This window comes from Alteromonas gracilis (genome assembly GCF_036870955.2).
Classification (GTDB): domain Bacteria; phylum Pseudomonadota; class Gammaproteobacteria; order Enterobacterales; family Alteromonadaceae; genus Alteromonas; species Alteromonas gracilis_A.
On sequence record NZ_CP145482.2, the window covers coordinates 2,303,370 to 2,324,025 of the forward strand.

General features: G+C 43.7%; 6 protein-coding genes and 3 pseudogenes. 1 reads left to right on the top strand and 8 read right to left on the bottom strand.

The genetic code is table 11. The features are described 5' to 3' along the window. Positions 1-30: 30 nt before the first annotated feature. From V6N89_RS11215 to V6N89_RS11230, 4 genes and pseudogenes are all read right to left on the bottom strand, one after another. Positions 31-1,746, bottom strand: a complete 1,716-nt coding sequence (locus V6N89_RS11215; protein WP_431189797.1) for an alpha-amylase family glycosyl hydrolase — start codon at positions 1,744-1,746, stop codon at positions 31-33. Between the two features lies 1 nt (position 1,747). Continuing rightward, positions 1,748-3,229, bottom strand: a complete 1,482-nt coding sequence (locus V6N89_RS11220; RefSeq protein ID WP_338517617.1) for an MFS transporter — start codon at positions 3,227-3,229, stop codon at positions 1,748-1,750. 38 nt (positions 3,230-3,267) lie between these two features. Beyond that, positions 3,268-5,013, bottom strand: a complete 1,746-nt coding sequence (locus V6N89_RS11225; protein WP_346993800.1) for an alpha-amylase family glycosyl hydrolase — start codon at positions 5,011-5,013, stop codon at positions 3,268-3,270. Between the two features lie 354 nt (positions 5,014-5,367). Continuing rightward, a pseudogene (locus V6N89_RS11230) lies at positions 5,368-7,298 on the bottom strand (alpha-amylase family protein). Between the two features lie 370 nt (positions 7,299-7,668). Here V6N89_RS11230 and V6N89_RS11235 point away from each other — a divergent pair. Then, positions 7,669-10,611, top strand: coding sequence for a TonB-dependent receptor domain-containing protein (locus V6N89_RS11235; RefSeq protein ID WP_346992702.1), 2,943 nt, complete (start codon positions 7,669-7,671; stop codon positions 10,609-10,611). Positions 10,612-10,766: 155 nt separating this feature from the next. Here V6N89_RS11235 and V6N89_RS11240 read toward each other — a convergent pair whose 3' ends face one another. From V6N89_RS11240 to V6N89_RS11255, 4 genes and pseudogenes are all read right to left on the bottom strand, one after another. After that, a complete protein-coding gene (locus tag V6N89_RS11240; RefSeq protein WP_338517619.1) occupies positions 10,767-11,660 on the bottom strand; it encodes a PEP-CTERM/exosortase system-associated acyltransferase in 894 nt (297 codons plus the stop codon). Between the two features lie 63 nt (positions 11,661-11,723). Beyond that, entirely contained in the window at positions 11,724-12,239 is a 516-nt protein-coding gene (locus V6N89_RS11245) for an RNA methyltransferase (protein ID WP_338517620.1), read from the bottom strand. 712 nt (positions 12,240-12,951) lie between these two features. Next, positions 12,952-17,282, bottom strand: a pseudogene (locus V6N89_RS11250) (alpha-1,6-glucosidase domain-containing protein). 71 nt (positions 17,283-17,353) lie between these two features. Beyond that, positions 17,354-20,411 (bottom strand): annotated as a pseudogene (locus V6N89_RS11255) (TonB-dependent receptor). Between the last annotated feature and the right edge of the window lie 245 nt (positions 20,412-20,656).

Here is a 20,656-nt window from a genome sequence, read left to right on the forward strand (position 1 = left end):
ATTTTTAAGGCTAGAAATTGAAGAATCGCTTTACTGTCTTGCTAACTGAAACGACACTTGCTCAATTAGCTCACTATTTATCATTTGATCATTTAACAGCCACACTTGAACACCATTTTCAGGCACCTTGGTCTTTAATGCTTCACCCTCGGCTAGCGATAGCGTCTTGCCAGTGATTTGCTCAACCCAAGTTCCACTTTGCATATAATCTGAAACTAAAAAGTCTGCTGGCTGCTCTCCCTTGTTTAACAACACCAATGCAACTTGCGTCTGCCCTTCTGCTTTTAAAACGCGATAGAATGCAGCCTGATGACCTTCCATCTTTATGTTCACTTGTACGCCGCGCTGAAGGGCTGGTGTTTGTTTGCGTACATTTGCAATTGTAGTCAAAGCCTTAGCAATAGCATGGTTTTTCGCCTTATCTAAGACTTCCTGTCCGACATAGTTTCTATTGCCAGCATGCTCAGCAGTGCCACGCATGTAGCCAACTTCTGACCCCATGTATACCACGGGTATACCTCTTACTGTAAATAACCAGTTATGAGCATTTATAAAACCGCTGTCGGTGGCATTCATACGTGCCATGTCGTGGTTATCATAGAACGTGGTTAGTTCGTATACATTTTCATAAGGACCATGCGTCAAATGAAGCACCTTCTCTAGATTAGCAAAGTCTGTCTCTGAAGGTTTTTCAAATACCGACACCATTGCTTTTTGCATTGGGAAATCAAGTACGCTGACACCGCCATTTTTCTTTAATGTGTGTTGCGCTATGTTGTTTGCTTCATAGTCGAAACTTTCACCAAACATGAAAAAGTCAGGATTGTCTTTTCGTATTCGATCCGCTGCCTCGCGCCAAAAAGCATGTGGTACATGACGAATTGTATCTATTCTAAATGCATCGGCGCCTTGGGAAATCCAATACAAATAGCTGTTTATTAGATAATCCCTTACCGCTGGATTTTCATCATCTAGGTTAGATAACTTAACTAAATCGGGATAATCATGAAAAAACGCATGTAGCGGATTATTTTTTGGGTCTAACGCCTCGGGCGCTAGATTTTGATGATCTGCTACTAACTTACCCTGCGCATCATAAAGTTCACCATAGCCGGGTAAATCTTTCTCCATCGTAAAACTTGGGCTTCCATGATTAGCGACAATGTCAAAGACTGACTTAAGGCCATGCTTTTCACGCATTTGTGTTGTGTAATCCTTAACACTAAGGTCTTCGCTTACTAAATGCTCATCGGCTTTATAATAGTTTGTAGCCCAATAGCCGTGATACCCGGTTTTACCGCCATCTTTAAACGCGCCACCATAGGTAATAGGCTCATCCCCATTGAACGCATAATCTGGATTGTCCACAACTGGCGTCATCCAAACCGCTGTAAACCCTAGGTTAGATATATACTCTGCATTATTTAGAATGCCTTTTAGATCCCCTCCCATATAACCTACATAGGCTTTCTTTCCATCGGGGCCTTCTAGTGGAAGCTGCCATGTTGGGTAATCTCCACCTTGCGCCTCGTGGTTATTGCTAGGGTCGCCATCGACAAAACGATCGGTAACTACAAAATAAACCGCTTCGCTAGCAAAAGGCGTCGTCGTTCCGACAATCTGGTTTGCCTTAAACTCTTCGTTGTGGTCTTTGCTATGAAGATTCTCTTGGTTGGTAGCGCTGCACCCCACCGCTAAAATACTCGCCAATGACAATGCTATCGAGGTTGGTTTAAAGAACACTATATTATTCTCCTTTTGCTTCTTGAAGCACTTGTGTATCGGCTTCCTTTACAAAGAATACGGCAACGGCACCAATAAGCATTGAAACGCCAGCAACAACAATGATGTACTTCGCATCATTATCAAAGACACTACTGAGTATCCACCCTGCCGTGAGACCCGACACAATCTGGGGTGCTGCTACGGTAAAATTGAATATCCCCATATAAACACCCGTTTTGTTAGCAGGAAGCGCTCCGGCAAGCATCGCATAAGGCATAGCTAAAATTGCAGCCCACGCGATACCCACACCAATCATAGGAATAAGCAGTTTTACAGCACCGACGGGTACAGTAACTTGCGTAATCAAAAGGTTCACTTCAACCATCGTCAGGTCTTGGAACATCAAGAAACTCACGTAGCTAATTCCGCCTAATGCAAGTGCACCTGCGTAGACGGTTTTTCTACCAAACTTATCTGCTAATCGAGCCAAGAAAACAGAAAAGATAGCGGCAAAAACTGAATAGGCCGCAAATAAAATACCTACCCAATCACCAGCAGCACCTTTCGCCATAGTGATAGTCTCTGGAACGACTGGCGCTGCTGCAATAAACGCAGGGTCAAACCATTGTTTATCTACATTCCAAATGTGCTGGGTAATAGCAGGTGTGGTGTACACCCACATGATAAACAGTGCAAACCAAGAAAAGAATTGTACAACGGCAAGTTGCTTCATCGTTTTTGGCATATCAACAACCAAAGTAAAGAACTCGCGTAAACGCTGCCCTAAAGGCGCTTTTTCTTTGGTCATCTGGGCCACGTCTTCTTCACTGAGGCCTTTGTAGCGCGTGTAGTCTTCAGGCGAATATTCTTTGGTACGAATTACAGTCCAAATCACTGTACCAAGTAGTACTGTTGCACCGATATAAAACGCCCACATGACCGAAGGAGCAACTTCACCCATTTGAGCTGTGTTCTCAAGTCCAATAACGTTCGTTAGTAAAAACGGTAGAATTGAACCGATAACAGCGCCGATATTGATCAAAAGTGACTGAATTGAATATCCCACGTTTCGTTGTGAAGGGGGAACCATATCCGACACTAGCGACCTAAAGGGCTGAAAACAAACGTTAAACGATGCATCCATTAACGCAACCATCAATGCGCCCATTAACATGGGAGCCAAAAACGCAACAAATATAGGAGCATTAGGAAGCAATATCATGCCAACTACCGCAGCAATTGCCCCAGCCAAAATAAACGGTCGGCGTCTACCGAGCCTGTTCCAAGTTCTGTCCGACGCTGAACCTACAATAGGTTGAACAATAAGGCCCATAATGGGCGCAACGAGCCAAAATAATGACAGTGAATGAAGGTCTGCACCTAAATCCGACAGAATTCTGCTGACATTGGCGTTTTGCAGTGCAAAACCAAATTGAACACCCAAAAAGCCAAAGCTGACATTCCATATTTGCCAAAAAGACAGGCGAGGTTGTGTTGTTTGCATAGTTTGCTCTATTTATTGTTGTGTTGAAAACGTGCTATTTACTGCACTATAAAAACAGTTGCCGACATAGGTGCAAGTGTCAAAGTATCTGACGTATTGAACTTAGCACCATCATTTAATCGCGTTACTGACGAGTATCCACTCAAAATTTCATCGTATTGACCAAGCGTAAGTGAGGTTTCTTGTTTGTTTAAAACCACCATTAGCGCATTCTTTTTGTTGTTATTGTCTAATCTAAAGTATGTGTATACGCCATCTTTCGGCGCATAATGCTTCAATTCACCCTCAAACAGATGTGGGTGTGTTTTGCGCAGCGACAGCAATTGCTTAGTTCTCTGTTGTGCAAAACGCTCGTCCGGCGTCAAACCTTTGCCATAAAAAGCATTCTTTGCACCATCGTCTTTCCATCCACCAGGGAAGTCAGTCCGGATAATCCCATGATCCGTCGTCCCCTCGTTTTGCATTAAAATCTCTGTACCGTAGAACACTTGTGGAATGCCGCGTGTTGTCAAAAACAACGTCATCGCCATATTCCATTTTTCAATGTCGTGGCCAACCTGAGTAAAAATACGACTCATATCATGGTTGTCAGGAAAAATAACAAGGTTATTTGGGTCAGCATACAAGAAGTCAGTCGCCAGTGTTTCATAAATGCTTATGAAACCAGAATTCCAGCTTTCGTCTGCGTCTAACGCTTTAACGACAGCTGCCTGCAAAGGAAAATCCATTACTGAAGGCAATGCGCTAACATAGTCGTCGTGCTTATGACTGCCTCTCTGCCAGTAAGCGGTAATAGCAGGATTCACCGACCACTCTTCACCAACAATATTTAAGTGTGGGTATTCCTGCATGATGCGTTGTGTCCATTGACTCAAGAAATCCTTGTCAGGGTAAGAATATGTGTCAACGCGAATACCGCTTAAATTTGCATACTCAACCCACCAAATCGCGTTTTGAATAAGATAATTCGCTAAATGAGGATTGCGCTGGTTAAGATCTGGCATTGTCGGCACAAACCATCCGTCGCTGAACCCTATTTTATCGCTTTCTACTGCATGGGGGTCGTGCAATGCCTCTCGCTTGTGTGTAGTGCCTACAAATTTTCCGTTATTGTTTATCCAATCATCAGACGGTGTATCTTTCATCCAAAGATGATTGCTTCCGATGTGGTTCAACACCATATCCATAATAAGACCAATACCAGCATTGTTTGCTCTGCGACTTAGCGTTACATAGTCTTGATTAGTACCGAAGCGAGGGTCAATGGCATAGTAGTCTGTTGTTGAATAGCCGTGGTAACTGTAGCTATCCATCGCATTTTCAAGCAATGGCATCGTCCAAATTTGGGTAAACCCTAAATTTGAGATGTATCCTAAGTTATCTATAATTCCCTGTATGTCACCACCATGGCGGCCGCCTTTCTTTGAGCGGTCAACTTTATCAACGTAACCTTCAATATTGTCATTAGACGAATCACCATTGGCGAAGCGGTCTGGGGCAATAAGATATATAGCGTCTTTAGGTCCAAAGCCTTGGCGCTTTGCAGCGTCTTTTTGCCTTGCTAGAAGCGAGTAAGCTTTTTCACGCACGCTTCCATCTTCATCGGTAAACTGAAGTACAATTTCACCTGCTTTTGACGATGACACATCAAGTGTTACAAACAGGTAGTTACGGCTATCTAGTGCCTCGCTTTGAACAATAGTGGCATCACCCTTAACCACAGATACCGAATCATTAGCAATATCCTCAGCATATATCATCAATTCAACATGCGGCGCTTCCATTCCTGACCACCAGTTAGGAGGAGAAACAGTAAGTTCATTTGCAGAAACGGATAAAGAAAACGCCAAAGTAGGCGCAATAAGTGATGAAGAAAGACCTCGTTTAAACGACAACGAAGCGAAATTGACTGAAGAGAATTTACCCGAGCTCACAGAAACCTCATGTTAAAAATACGTTAAGTATATGATGGTAACGTGATACTACCCGTCTTCTGACATTAGACCAATGCAATGCATACGTATTCACGCAGCATAACAGAGGCTTCCGTCAATAAATGATTTTTATTTAGCCGTTTTCTAAAAACAAAAAAGCTAGGTTTGAACCTAGCTTTTTTATGGTTAAGCGACAAGAACGTTTTAGAACGCGAATACTTGTGTTTCTAAACCATCCAGTGTTAATGAAGCGGAATAATGTGCGCCGCTTTTTATAATTGACACCGTATCATGATCTAATAAAGCCGGTAGCTCTAATGCCTCGGTGTCTTTGCTAAACAGTGTTGTTGGCAAGGTAAGTACCACATCAGAAATAGGCTCTTCGCTAAAATTCGAAATCACAATAAAACCTTGCCCGTCTTTTACACGCGCAAATGCAAATTGCTGCTCAGAATACGCCGAGTCTTTTGTGTTCAAATTTAGTGAATGCAAATCCACATAGTCGCCATGTACGGCAGCATTGTTTGCTGCAATGCCCATGACATTTTCATAAAACGCACGAAGAGAAAGTTCACTTTTCGATGATTGTCCGCCATCGAATTTGCCTTCATTCATAAAGCGTTGATGGGCCGGAACACCTACATAATCAAAAATAGAAGTTCGCGTAGGGTCTCCAAACCCCGTTTCCTCACTGCCGTCTTCTCCTACATCTTGGCCAAAATAAAGCAATGTGGGTGAGGCACTTATCAAGGCACTTACCGCGAGTGCAGGCTTTCCTTTATTAGCGTCGCTTAAGCAAAGTCAGGGCTCGCAATGCGTTGCTCGTCGTGATTCTCGAGAAAGTGGAGCATATGCGGTGCAATATCCTTCACCTGTTGATGTACATTGACAAGATCGCTCACCTTCCCTTTACCTTGCATGATGGCCTTCAACGTGTCGTAGAACCCGACCTTGTCATATAGATAATCCATCTTACCTTTATGGATATAGTCCCTGTATTTATCTGGCTGATAGACTTCTGCAAGCAAGAACGCATCTTCATTTTTCGACTTAATGCTACTATTGAGGAATGACCAGAATTCTACTGGTACCATTTCTGCCATATCGTAACGAAAGCCATCAACGCCCTTATCTAACCAATAATGCGCAATATCTCTAAATTTGTACCACGAATCAGGAAGGTCTTGATCTTCCCAAAACGCAGAGTGCTCTTGATAGCTTTTACTCTCAAAACCTGCAGGTAAAGTAGGAAAATCGTAGCTGCCATCTGGTCTTACGCCATAGTTCACTTTTACGGTCTCATACCAGTCATTAATGTCTGGCTGTGGCGCCCTTGCTCCGTTTCCAGTCCACTTTGCTGGAAACTCTTCAAACTCGCCATCAGCTTTAGGATGCGCCTCGCCGCCAAGCACGCTGTAGGCATCTGATGTCGGAACTTTAAATGGCTGGCCAACAACATAATAGAAATTGTTGTCTTTTGCGTATGTCACAGAAACATCATCGTTCTCACCAAAATCAGAGACGCCCTGAGGAGCTGACAATGAACGGTAATCTCGCGCGACGTGATTTGGCACAATATCGATAATTACTTTCATGCCCGCTGCATGTGTCCGAGCGATAAGGGCTTCAAACTCTTCGAGTCGTTTTGCTGGGTCTGTGGCGAGATCAGGGTTAACGTTGTAATAATCTTTTACTGCGTAAGGAGACCCTGCTCTACCTTTTATTACGTCTGGGTCATCCAGTGAAATGCCGTAATCAGTGTAATCAGTTACCAGCGCGTGATGTGGTACGCCCGTGTACCAAACATGCGTTGTTCCTAGCGCTTTAATGCTGGCAAGGGCATCAGGTGTAAAATCATTAAACTTCCCAACTCCATTTTCCTCAAGTGTTCCCCACGGTTTATTCGTCGTATTTGTGTTACCAAACAGTCTGGTAAAAACCTGATAAACAACCGGCTTGCCAAGGCGTTCTTCACTAGCAGTTTTGATTGTTGTGCTGCGCGTGTCATCTTGCGCAATTTTAGATTGAGTGTTTGTTGTGTTCACTTTTGGAGGCTCGCTACATGCCATTACTGAAAAAGTCAGCATAGCGAGTGTAAGCGGTTTTATGCGAAATACGTGATTAAGAGAAAGCATTAGTTTATCTTGATTGTTAGCAATTCGTTAATAGTACGCATTAACCCAAGAGTTAAAAACATGCATACGTATTCAAACAAACATTTCTTTTTTCATATCAAACCCTTTCAATTAAATGAGAATTGTTTGCATTATCAAAAATCTCTCACGCTTCCCTCTATTTCGAAATTTTCGTCTTAATTTGTAACACAATGTTACGATTGTTTCTTTTTTGACTAATTCCACTAAATAAAATCTAAAAGTTTGGTAACAAACGAGTATGGAATGTTGATTGTAAAGACTTTGTATGTATAAATTGGCACTCGGGTGTCTGTACCCGACGACATAACAAATATATAAAACAATTAAGGAAGATCCAGGGAGACTTTCGATGTTTAAAAACAACAAATTGGCCTTTTCGGTCAAGGCTGCTTGTGCTTTTGGTTCCGTACTAGCACTTTCAGCTGGCAACTTTGCACTCGCACAGGACTCGGCACAAGACCAAGCCAAAGCAGAGGAAGCGGTTGAAAAGATTTCAGTAACCGGTTCTCGTATCGCTCGTGCAGAGCTTTCTACTCCAGCACCAATCGTTTCTATCGGTGCAGAGCAACTCGCTCGTTTCGACACACCTGACCTAGGTAGTATTCTTGCTGAGCTACCAGCTATCGGTGCAGGTTCAACACTAATCGGTAACAACAACAGCAACGCCAACGCGGGTCTAAGTTCACCTGATTTAAGAAACCTTGGTATTAACCGTACGCTAACGCTAGTTAACGGCAAGCGTCACGTAGCAGGTGCTCCAGGCTCTTCAGCGGTTGATACAGGTACAATTCCAGTGTCTCTAATCGAGAACGTTGAAGTTGTAACTGGTGGCGCGTCAGCGATCTACGGTTCAGACGCAATCGCGGGTGTAATCAACATCGTACTACGCGATGACTATGAAGGCATGGAATTCAACGCTCAAGGTAGTACTGACACTAACGGTATTGGCGCTGAAAGCTTCCGTTACAACTTCCTAGCAGGTGCTAACACTGCAGACGGTCGCGGTAACGTTACCTTCTTCATTGAAAACCAGCGTATTTCAGAAGTACTTGAGCCTGAGCTTCAACAAGCGCAAGCATTTGGTACTGTAATTAACCCAGAAGATACAGCAGAAGACGACGGTATTCCGGATCGTCTAACGCGTCCTTTCGTTGGTTCTGAGATGATCAACGGTTACACTGTACTAAACCCATTCGGTGGCGGTCCTCGTATTACGTTCTTACCAGATGGTACACCAGTTGACCAAGTAAGCCGTGACCTAACAAACAGCTTCGCGTTTGGTAACTTCGACCAGCGTTACGACAGTGTTTTCTTCGGTGAAGATTTCCGTAACTTCACGCCGAAACAAGACCGTATTACTATCGCATCTAGCTTCAAGTATGACCTAAACGATAACGTTCGTGCATACGGTGAGCTTAAGTATGTAGACACTGATATCGAGCAACAGTTCCAACCATCTTTCCGTTTCGGTAACATCAGCATTAATGTTGCAGATAATGCGTTCTTAGATGAAGCAACACGTCAACGTTTGCTTGACGGTGGTCAAACAACTGTAAGCGCAGCGCGTTTCTTTACTGATATTGGTAACCGCTCTGCATCTAACGACCGTTCACTATTCCGTGCAGTTGCTGGTTTCGACGGCTTCTTCGATATTGGCGATACGTCGTTTGACTATGATCTTTCATATAACTATGGTCAAACTGATAACACACGTCGTACATTGAACGACTTAATTCCTAGCAACTTCGTTGCAGCAGTTGACTCTGTTATCGACCCAACTACTGGCCAAGCAGCATGTCGTAGCCAAGTTCCTTCAGCACAGGGCGAAGGTTATAGCGATCCTGCGTTAGTGAACGGTGGTGACTGTGTGGCTTTCAACCCGTTTGGTTTTGGTCAAGCTTCACAAGCAGCACAAGATTTTGTATCGGGTAACGTAGAACGTACTGATATCATTTCACAAGAAGTATTCTTGGCAACTGTAAGTTTCGACACTTCATCATTCTTTGAACTACCAGGCGGTGCTATCGGCGTTGCAATGGGTTACGAGAACAGAACTGAAACGTCTGAAACGCGTACTGATGAATTCACTAAAGCTGGTTTCTTCCTAGGCGCAGCAACGCCAGACGAAGAAGGTGGTTTTGATGTTGACGAATTCTTCGTAGAAGTACGTCTTCCAATTCTAGCGGATATGGAGTTTGCTAAAGAGCTATCTGTTGACGCTGCATTCCGTACTGCGGATTATTCACACGCTGGTTCAGCTGACGCATGGCAAGTTGGCCTACTTTACGCACCAATCGAAGATGTTCGTATTCGTGCGCAGATGGGTGAAGCGGTTCGTGCTCCAAACGTAAGCGAAGCATTCAGCCCGCAATCACCAGGTTTTGCTAACATCAACGACCCGTGTGATGCAGACAACATTAACGAAGATCCAGATCGCGCGGCTAACTGTGCGGCACTTGGTATTCCTGAAGGCTTCCAAGCTAACGATAACGTAAGTATCGACATCATCTCAGGTGGTAACCCTAACCTTATCTCTGAGACGGCGAAGAGCTTAACTTATGGTATCGTTTATACGCCAAGCTTCCTTGAAGACTTCTCACTAACTGTTGACTACTATGATATCGAAGTTGAAGACGCTATTACCTTCATCCAACCTCAAGATATCCTAGATCTTTGTGTTGACGGTGCAGCAGGTCTTGATGACGCGTTCTGTAGCCAAATCACACGTGACCCAACAACGAATGACGTTGACCTAGTTACCTCTGGTTTTGCTAACGCAGGTGCTCGTACTTCACGCGGTATCGATTGGCAGATCCGTTACCTAGCAGACGTTGCTGACCTAGGTCTAGACCTTCCAGGTGAAGTTCGTTTCAACATCTTCGGTACACGTAACCTAGAGCTTAACTTGTTCGCGTTCCAAAACCGTCCAAACGAAGCTAACTTCGAAGCTGGCGAGATTGGCGATGCGCGCGACCAGTTCAGCACAAGCGTTGACTACAACGTAGGTGACTGGAACTTCAACTGGTCTAGCCGTTTCATTGAAAGATCTGCTCGTTTCGACGTAACACCAGAAGCATTCGGTGGTGCGGGTTCTGAGGAAGATTTCGACATCGCTTACGCAGGTTCAATCTGGACGCATGACTTAGGTGTGCGTTACAACTTGAACGATGACACGACTCTTTTCGTGAACATGCGTAACGTGTTCGATAAAGTTCCACCAGCATGGACTTTCAACCCACTATATGACCTAGTTGGTCGTCGTGTTACCGCAAGCGTACGCGTAAACTTCTAATTTAATCCCCTTGCCTTTTCATCTCGGTGTTAAGGCAAGATCTTAAATAGAAACAAAAAAGCCCCTTTATTGGGGCTTTTTTATGTTTGAATTATAGTAAGTTAGCGGAATTTACTAAACGTTAAAACCTTGTGTCAGCCAAGGTAACCTATCGCCTATGCTGCATTAGCAACTTTTCGTGAAATCTTTGAAGGAATTATGCACGCTGCATCTATTGATTGAAGGGTATCAGACAATCTTGCATCAATGTCGCTTTGAAATCGTCTCAGTGGTTTAGACAGTTCTCGAAGCATGGTATCGCGAGAAAGACGATAAGGCTTACGAATGCCGTTGTGCTCGATTTCTCGACCAACAGAGCGAAAGTTAATGCCGAATGTTCTCATCTTTCGCGCTAACTTAGGCTCCATTAATACATAAGCATGATTAATGTCGAGGTGAACACATACACTGGTGACCATTAAATACAATGCGGTTGATAAATAAGGGAAATGCTCTAACGCTGCTGCCCCCTCTCCATTGCTCGCATTGTTAAAGGATGTTCGAATTTTGGTTCGCATTTGACGAAGACGGAAATCCTTGGGAATAGCTAATCTAGAGATTTCACATACTGACGTAGGATGAAGATTTGAGGGAAGTAGACTGCTATTTTCAATTGCATCACCACAAATTTTCTCAAGCGGCAGTGAAAGCCCTCTTTCTGTGGGAAGTACAAGGCGAATTGTGCCCGCGCACTCGCCAGTTGGTAGATGCCGAATAAAACACGTAACAGCGCGCTCGTCGTATTGATCTATCTCGACTGCGTTTTCGTTTTCACGCTCAAACTTCATTTCTTCACAATACACTTTATGACGAGTCTTGTAGCTGATATCACGTTCTTCATTTGTACCAGCAACAACGAGTTCATATCGGCTAAAGAAGAATCGCGTAATAGCATCTTCATTATCGTGAGGCTTATTCAACATTTCTGGTAACTTGTTAGGAAGATGCTTAAGTCTTCTTGTTACTGCATCGTTAAGCGCACGCCCCGCTTTTACTGCTCTTTGTTTCAATGTAAGTTCCCCTAATATGTTTTGTAATAGGCGTTTGGGTAACTTCCTAGTTCTAGTAACACCCTAGCTTGACTTAATTTTCGTTCTGTTATTATTATCACGGCTATCTCTTATAAGAGCGTCGCCCTGCGGGTAATCAGACTTACAAAGCCTGTCATACAACAACACATTGGCTGTTGCTGCCAAATTCATACATGAGTATGTTGGTACGTAGACTACATGGTCACACCACGCGAGTACTTCTTCACTTATGCTGCCATCTTCGGGCCCTAATATATAAAATGCATTATCAGGGTGAGAAAATGCGGGCAATGGTGTGGCGCCTTCTACCAACTCGATAGCGACTACTGATGCTCCTTTCGGCACGACCTCTTTTAAATCCTCTACACCAACGGTTGGAATAGATTTATGGAAAGCTTTGGTGTCAGCATTAAAATCTTTCGCAAATCTATACCGTTGGCCCGTATAAAACACGCTAGCAACACCATAACAACCCGCAGCGCGCAATATTGACGCTACATTTACAGGATTTTTAGGGTTGACCAGACCAATAGAGATTTTTTGATTTACTGCGTGCACGTGACAAGTATGAATAGTTATTATTATATTGTTGATAGTGCCACGTTCTTTTACAGCGATCTACCGCTAGATCGCCCTTTTTTATAATGTTTTTGCAATTTTAGATAATTAGTCTATTTCAAAAGGGTTATTTTCTTTGTATCCCTATTTATACCTAAAAGACACGCTAGCCATCATCGTCTGCAACCTGAATTTATGCTCAGAAGACTTCAGCGTTTATATATTTATCTGTTTACGATTTTTGCACTTCTTTGCAAAGAGTATTTTCAGAGAGTTTTGCAAAGAAGATGCCAACACATGGCGTTTTGGATTGTAGGTTCAGGCAACACTACCCTGGCTATAAAAGTTTAGTAGGTAGAGATGCCCACCTCATCAGAAAAATCACCTATCATCAATAACCTATAAAAAGCACACCGATTGGAATTTGCTATCGTTCCAATAAGCTTTCTTTAGCTAAGATAAATCAAGTATATGCATTCGTTGCATAAATGCGGCATTTACATATGCATTGGAATAGCTAGATTCACAACGAGTCTCTAATGTGTATCAATATGCTCACACATGGCGCAAAACCTCTCAAAATGCAAAGTGGCTGTTCATAAATCAAGCTTGAATTTACGCAGCATGAAAAGCGATGCTTTAGGTGTTGCATAAGTAATACACAAAAAAGCCAGGTTAAAACCTGGCTTTATTAAATGGAATGCGTGGTTGTTTACCGTTTACTGACAGTAAGTACCGGAGCGTTTCCGTCTGGGCCAATGACAGTAAATCGATAAAGCCCCGCTTCTGGAACATCTAATAGTAGGTTATTGTTACTACCACCAAGTACTTTGCCCTCATCTACAGTAACAGTGTTAGATGCAGCGTCATTGGGGTTACCTAAGTTTACAGTAGCCCAATCTTCTGAAGCGACTTTAAACTCGACGCTGCCAGCGCTAAGTTCTAGTTCTGTAACATAGACACCTTCACCTTGATAGCTAAACACGTCAACCGCGCCCCAACCATTCATTGCGCCTCTCACAAATACATCTGTATCTCCCCAATACGCTTCTTTAAAGACACCGATAGTAGGTGAATTCAAATCACTAACATCAAAAACGAAGACGTAACGGTCAGATTCCTCTACGGTTAACACAAGGTTATCATTGGTTCTTGCCAAACCAAGTGTTTGACCAGGTGAAATGTTGCGATCGAAATCGTCACCAGAGACCGCACCAAAATTCACGGTATTCCAGTCACTTGATGCAACTTTAAATTCGTATGTGCCTGGTGATAGGTCTCGTGCAAAGGTATACACCCTAGCACCTTGATAGACAAACTCGTCGTCAGTTCCCCACCCGTTCATTGCGCCGCGTAAAAACACTGATGTACCAACGTAAGGCTCTTCATTCTCAACCGTAATAACTGGTGCTTCACTATCTGTGGCATCTACCGTAAACAAATATGTAGCCGTCAACTCTGGTTTAAACGAAAGATTGCTATTGGTGCGGGCAAGTACTTTACTCTCGCCTTGAGTTACCACACCATCATCTCCGTCTGCTGCTCCAAAGTTAATGGTATCCCAGTTTGAAGAGGCAAATTTGAATCCATAGACTGTATTGGCTTCTAGTTGAACCGCTACGGTGTATATTCCATCACCCTGATATGTGAAAGCATCGTCTGTGGACCAGCCGTTCATATCACCTCTTAAATAGGCAATGGTATCACCGTAAGGCACCACGTCAGGCGCTCCCGATGTAGCAAAAGCAGAGAGTCCATATCCTTGTCCACCTGATTGAGGCTTAACAAAAACAGCTATGGTCAATGCAGGGACAGTAAACGAACCGTTACCCTCATCATTCTCAGTAAAATAAGCGCCTCTTACAGCTTCATCTACAGAGTTCATTTGAACTGTATGAAGCATAAACCCAGTCGCAGTGTTGACAGAAATGGTTTTCTCTTCATAACCTATGTTAACCAGCACCATAATTGCATCATGCATCGCATCAAGGTCAGGCCGCGGTGCATCGCCTTCTGCTGCAAGGCCGTCATCAATACTCATTGCTATGAGCCCACGCTGTTGGTTTGACCCTATATTGTGAAAACCGATGCGGTCTATGATTTGCTCGCTTGACGTTAGCCTAAATAGTGGGCTTGACATACGTATACGCAAAAGCTCGCTAAATACATCTGACGCAAACATAATATCAGACATTGACGCTGCCCTTTGAGGGTCATAAATGAACTCCCCCATTTCAGCCCAACGTCCTTCATTGTCTTGCGCAATGGGAAGGCCAACATTCCAGTTATTGGTTTCATAGGTGAAATCTACGTAATTGAACCAGTCACCTGAATCATAGGTGTTTCTGTCCATTGATTTTGAGCGCAGCATATCGCCGCCCATTTGTAAAAATGGAATGCCTTGCGAAACAATATTAATGCCCATAGCGACATTTTGTGCTCTTACACGTTCTTGAAGACTTATATTATCGGGAAGGACGTAGTTAAGTTGGTCCCATAGTGTTTCATTGTCATGTTTTGAAACGTAGTTAATGATGTCGGCAGGATCTTCAGCATACCCCCTAAGTTACTTGTCGCGCCTGCGCTGCCTGCTGACGTTTCAAGCACGTAGTCTTTTAGTGTACCTATCATACCCATTTTGACTTTGTCTTGGTCACTTAATAGGGCATCAGAATCGGGCTGGAAAATGTTTCCTTGACGAATGGCTTCTCGAATACGGTCGTTGAACGTACCGATTTCTGTACCCGCCATATTCAACTGACTTGCTTGCTCATAACCTCGATCTATTTTTGTCCAACCTTCTCCATAGAAGTAGTTGTCCTCGTCAATGGCTTGCACTGCATTACGCAGGCGCACCATGGTGTCTTTAGTAGCTTGACTCATAATGTCGAATCTAAAGGCGTCATATTTGTAATGTTCAGTCCATATCAACAATGAATCCTTCATGAACTTTTCCATCATGACGTTTCTTGGCTCTGTATCATCACAGCAGGTTTCTCTGACAATTGCACCTGTATCAACTTCATATCGATGGTAGTAGCCAGGTACAACCTTATCTAGGACTGACTTAGTAAATACACCTGATGCGTTGGTATGGTTATAGACGACGTCAAGCGCTACACGTAAGCCCATTTCGTGAAGCGCTTGAATCATTGCTCTCATTTCTACAATACGTTCAACACCTTCAGCACTCGAAGCATAACTACCCTCAGGGGCATTGAAGTGGTGAGGATCATAGCCCCAGTTGAACGTATCCACATTGCGCAAATCATTGGTAAGTTGTTGCGCTTTTCCTGCTTGCGCTAAAGGATCGTAAGAACGGTATACATCAATCAATACACTGTTTTCGTCTTCTTCATTACATACCCCTGCGCTGTCGTTTAGGCGACATAGCGCTCCCACGGTATCGTAAAGGTCAATAGTATTGTTTGAGTCTTCGTCGATAGTAGCGATGTCGTTAGCTGGCAATACATGAAAATAGTTCAGACCAGCATCTACTAGCTTCTTCAGATGCTCTACAGGCGCTGTGCCTTCCTCAGTAAACGCTAAGTATTTACCTCGATTTTCTTCACTCGTTGACATATCAAGCACGCTAAAGTCTCGAATGTGCCCTTCGTAAATTACCGCATCTTCAGGGTTAGAAATAGTTGGAATATTGTGAGTGTCCCACCCCTCTGGTTTTAGGTCGTCGTCAGATAGATTTACAAAACGAGAAAAGCGTCCATTCGTACTCAACGAGACCGAATACGGGTCCGTAACTAAAAGCGTTTCAATGTTGCCCGTTACCGGATGATAGACCGTAATTTCAAAACGATAGAGTTGGCGGTCTAGCGTCATATCTCCTGTATGTTGCCAAACACCTGAATGTCTATCAAACACCATCTCCAAGCGCTGTTGCAGCGTCTTATTTGCGCCATAAATCAAAAGGTCTACGTTTGTGGCCGTTGGTGCCCATACTGAAGAGATAATGCCATCATCACTGTATACAACACCTAATTGGGCTTCGTCAGCGTCGTTTTCACCTTCGGTGTATATCGCATCAATCGCATTAGCAAGCTGTAAGCCTGTTGCAGCAACAAGTGTACCGTCAGCATCGTAACCGCCTACCACTGCTTGGGTTGTTAATACAGTCCTCGCATCCTCAAGAGTCCAATCCCCCTCCCACGCTTGCATAGCACTTAAATGAGGAGCGCGAACGACCTGTTCATCAGATAATTCGGTCGACTGAAGTAAAACACTGGTGCCGTTGATTCCATTCTCAAGCGTGCTTTCAAGGTCAGCTTGTGCTGAGTAATGCAATTTAACCTCAGATACTGCTTCAGGTACGTCCCACAAAATAGTATTCGAATCTAACCAGTGAGCGCCAAAGCCCTCTATATCAATAGGCTGTGGGCCAAGTGAGAGTATTGGAAATTCAAAAACAGTTGGCTCACCCGACAGCGTAAAATTCATCCTAGTGAAAGTTTCGTCATCTTGCACGAGAGACCCTTTGAAGTCTCCGCCACCCATCTCTTTACCAGCGTCATCAGTTCCTTTGTGAATAATGAAATTATGACAGCTTCCATAACCCTCTTTGAGGTCTAATATCCAATAGGCGCCGTAGTTTGGATCGATTCCAGAGTGAATTCTTCCATTGGCCCAATCTGTATTGGCGTCTGCATATGCGTCACAGTTATCATCATTCCAAGTATGTAAACGCCATCCTTCATAAACTGTATCGTTGGGACTATTATCGGCATCAACAGATGCGCGATTGTAATACAACACGGCTTGATTAGCTGCAGGTGTAAAGATAGGTGCGGGTAATGAAGGATCTGCTCCTACAACGCAAGCATCATTAGTTGCATTAGGCACCGTTGGCGCGTCGCACTGTATTGGTGGCGGTGGCTCACATGCAGTGCCAGAAGCATTCGGTACATTTGGCACGTCGCATGTTAACAATTCGTTGGTGCCTGACTCTACGCCTGAGCCCCCGCACCCATTTAATAGCATTGCGCTTGCTACTACGGTAGCAGCTTGCAATAATTTAACTTTACTAGACATAAAGCTCTCCTTGGAACGATCGCAGCTATCCGCATTCGTTTTATTATTTTGATTTTTTAGGGTGATGTTCTTCATAGTTGGTATGTCATCCCTAAGAAGTACTGTGTACCGAAATACTGGATAGTGCTAGGTCTGCTCTTGTGACGAGAAATAGCTCTTTGTTGGCTCATCCGTCAGGTTGTTTACCTGAAACAGAACGCTCCAGTTGTCATCAATTTCATAAGAAGCTTGATAATCAATCACTAACTCTGAGTCAAAATTGACTACCTGATCGTTTACTGCAACTTGCTGAGAGACGAACGCATCGCGGTATCGGCTTGAAATACGTGTCTCAAATCCTTCGTATTCCCAAAACACCGTAAACGTAGCAACGTTTTCAGACAGACCAGGTAAATTGGCGGCAAACACACCTTCGCCCAATGTTCTTTGAATTTCGCTTTCCGTATAAGAATAACTTGCACTCACACCTAGGCCCGACAACATACCGGGTAGCATGTTGTAAATCTGTGTGTAAGCCACTTCAATACCGCGTATGTAGCCACCTTCGGCATTGTTAACAGCTGTACTGTAGCTACCATTTTCTGTAGGCACAGTAACGAAAATAGGGTCGCCATTTGCATCTCGTGCTAACTCTGCCTCTTGCCCACTAAACTCAGGGGTAAGGAAAACCGGAACTTGAACGGAATCTGGTGTAACGATGCCGTTAGCTGCAAAGTCATAGGGATCTATTTCAATGTCTTCAACAAATGACTCAATATCTTTGTAAAACCCTGCAACCACCAATGCCCCTTCTGATTCAGAGAAATAATACTCCCAAGAAACATCATATTGCGTCGCATAGAACGGCTCTAAATAAGGGCTATTCCTCGCACTACCGTTTACTCTTGCAGTAGGTGTCGATAACGTTATCTCACCAGAGTCTCTATCTTGAAATGCTGTTACAACTTCAACGTTGGTTGATGCATTTGCAGCAAACCGGTTTATAGGCGCTCTTCCCATTACTTTCGCCGCAGCAACACGCAGTTGGGTATCGTCAGTTAACTTGAAGTTGAGGTTAATAGAAGGCAATACATCATTGTATTCATGCGTGATTATTGTTGGGCGGTAAAAGTTATTAATAAGGCCAACTTCATCGGCGATATTTTGTGCGCCAGCAACTGGGTCACTCAATTCAACCGTTACACCTGTTTCAGGGTCGCTAATAAGCTGAGTTGCTCTTTGAAGGGTTGTTGAACTTTGTTTACTTTTCACATAGCGAACACCAATGTTGCCCGTTATTGGTAAGGTACCAATCTCTGTATTGATGTTAGCCATCAGATAGGCTGAGTTGACCGTTTCGAAAACATCTCCACTTTCTTGCAAAGTCCATGCGGTGGCAGGCCCCGTGCCTGGTCCATTGATAACACCCGCTGCACCAGGGCCCCATGTTTGAGCCGGTATTGGTCTCCCATTGGGGAACCAAGCGTCAAGTGCCCTGTTAAGGTCTATCGATAAATAGCTCGGAAAGTATCCAAAATCGCCTGACCAGTCGACTTGTTCAACCATTTCAGGCGTTAAGCGCAAAGGAGGCTGACTTACTGAAAATGCGCTGTCATTACCATATTCAAATACGGAACGATCATTGTTGTATTCGCGATCTGAATAACGGTAGCCAAACTCAAAACCAGACACTATCGGGGTATCGATGTAGTATTGAAAATCTACGCGATAGGCATCGAGTTCGTCTTTGTTTTCAAAAGGATAAATGCCGTATTTGCTCACCATTACACGGTCGATATCGGTAAACGCACCAAGTTGATTAAACCCTAGATCAGGTAAATCAAGTCCATTTAACAAGTAGGAAATTTGAACATTCTCATCGAATACTGGACTAGCTGCGTTTGCATCATCACCCACCAATGACCATAAGAGACCATTTCTAAAATTGCTCTTTGCACTTGAACGAGAAACATCAAGCTGAACGGCGAAATCAGGCGTAACTTCCCAGTTAGCATTTACACCAAGGTTGGTAACATCATCGAAATCTTGGTTGTCGTCATTCACCAATTCAACACGTGTAAAACTATTGTCTGTGCGAGAAAATGTGCCCCCGATGACGCTGTTGTTCACAATGACGGGGTTTGTTATCCCCGCATTAATTCCACCCAATTTAACGCGAAATCCACGAGCGAAGGCCTCAGAGTCAAATTTCGAAATAAAGGCATCAGCTTTTAACGTAAACGTTTCTATTGGCGCCCATTCAAGAGCAGCAACATAGCCATCACGAGTTTCCTCGCCCCCTTTGTGCTGCATCTCGAAACCCTCAGAGATGAACTCACACTCGGGGCATGATTCTGGACCTTCAGTGTCACCAACCACACCATCGACATCCACAAGACCATTGTAGGCAAGGCCGATAAACTGAGTTGATACACTTGGCTGGAATAGCCTCGCATAACCTAGTGACACACCTAATGTGTCATCTAAAAACTTACCTTGGTAAGAGAAACTAATACGATGACCATATTCTTTGGCATCACTAATCTCAGAGGCGCGATCATTGTACATGCCGCGGACATTGGCACTAAATTTATGTTGCTCTTCGATAGCAAGTGGCGATGCTGTTTTTAGCTCTACAGTACCCGCTATTCCCCCTTCTATCAGTGACGCTTTAGGACTTTTATATACTGCTGCCTCACTTATCAGTTCCGACGGGTATTGATCGAATTCTATCGCCCGACTGCCGCTTGTTGATACTTGTTCTCTCCCGTTGAGCGTTGAGAAAACAAAGTCACCTGACAACCCCCGTATATTGATTTGCGCTGCTTGCCCACCTGTCCTGACTGCCGAAATACCAGGCAAACGCGTTAATGCGTCAGCCATAGACACATCAGGCAAACCGCCCAGGTCATCTGCCGATATCTGCTCAGAAACTGTGTCTGAAAATCGCTTCTGGTTAAGAGACTGGATAAGGCTAGTACTAAAACCACGTACTTCAATCCGCTCCAATTCTTCTTGTTGTATACGTTCAACTTCAATTTCGTCTTCAGTAACTTCAGGTGATGTCTGTGCATATAGCGGCATGGCTGATATTGCCATGCCGCTGCTTATCAACGCTGCCATTACTGAGTTGGGTGTGAATGCTTTCATTTATGTCCCATTCCTTGTTTATTATCGACATTTTTAGGAATACCACACCCAAAAACGCCACTTTTGATTCACGTTAAATAGTAATGTCTTGTACAAAAAGAGAGCAATCCATTGCATACGTATTCATTAACACAATGAAACATATTCTTAACAAAAATGGATAAATGGCAATAAACAGAGTGAGTTACAAATTCATAAACCACGTAAGACAAATTTGAAACGTTAACAGAATGGACTATTTGCAG

Excerpts from the sequence above, each read along its gene's own strand:
- V6N89_RS11225 (WP_346993800.1), bottom strand. The coding sequence starts at position 5,013 with ATGGAAGCGCCGCATGTTGAATTGATGATATATGCTGAGGATATTGCT.
- V6N89_RS11235 (WP_346992702.1), top strand. The coding sequence starts at position 7,669 with ATGTTTAAAAACAACAAATTGGCCTTTTCGGTCAAGGCTGCTTGTGCT.
- V6N89_RS11220 (WP_338517617.1), bottom strand. The coding sequence starts at position 3,229 with ATGCAAACAACACAACCTCGCCTGTCTTTTTGGCAAATATGGAATGTC.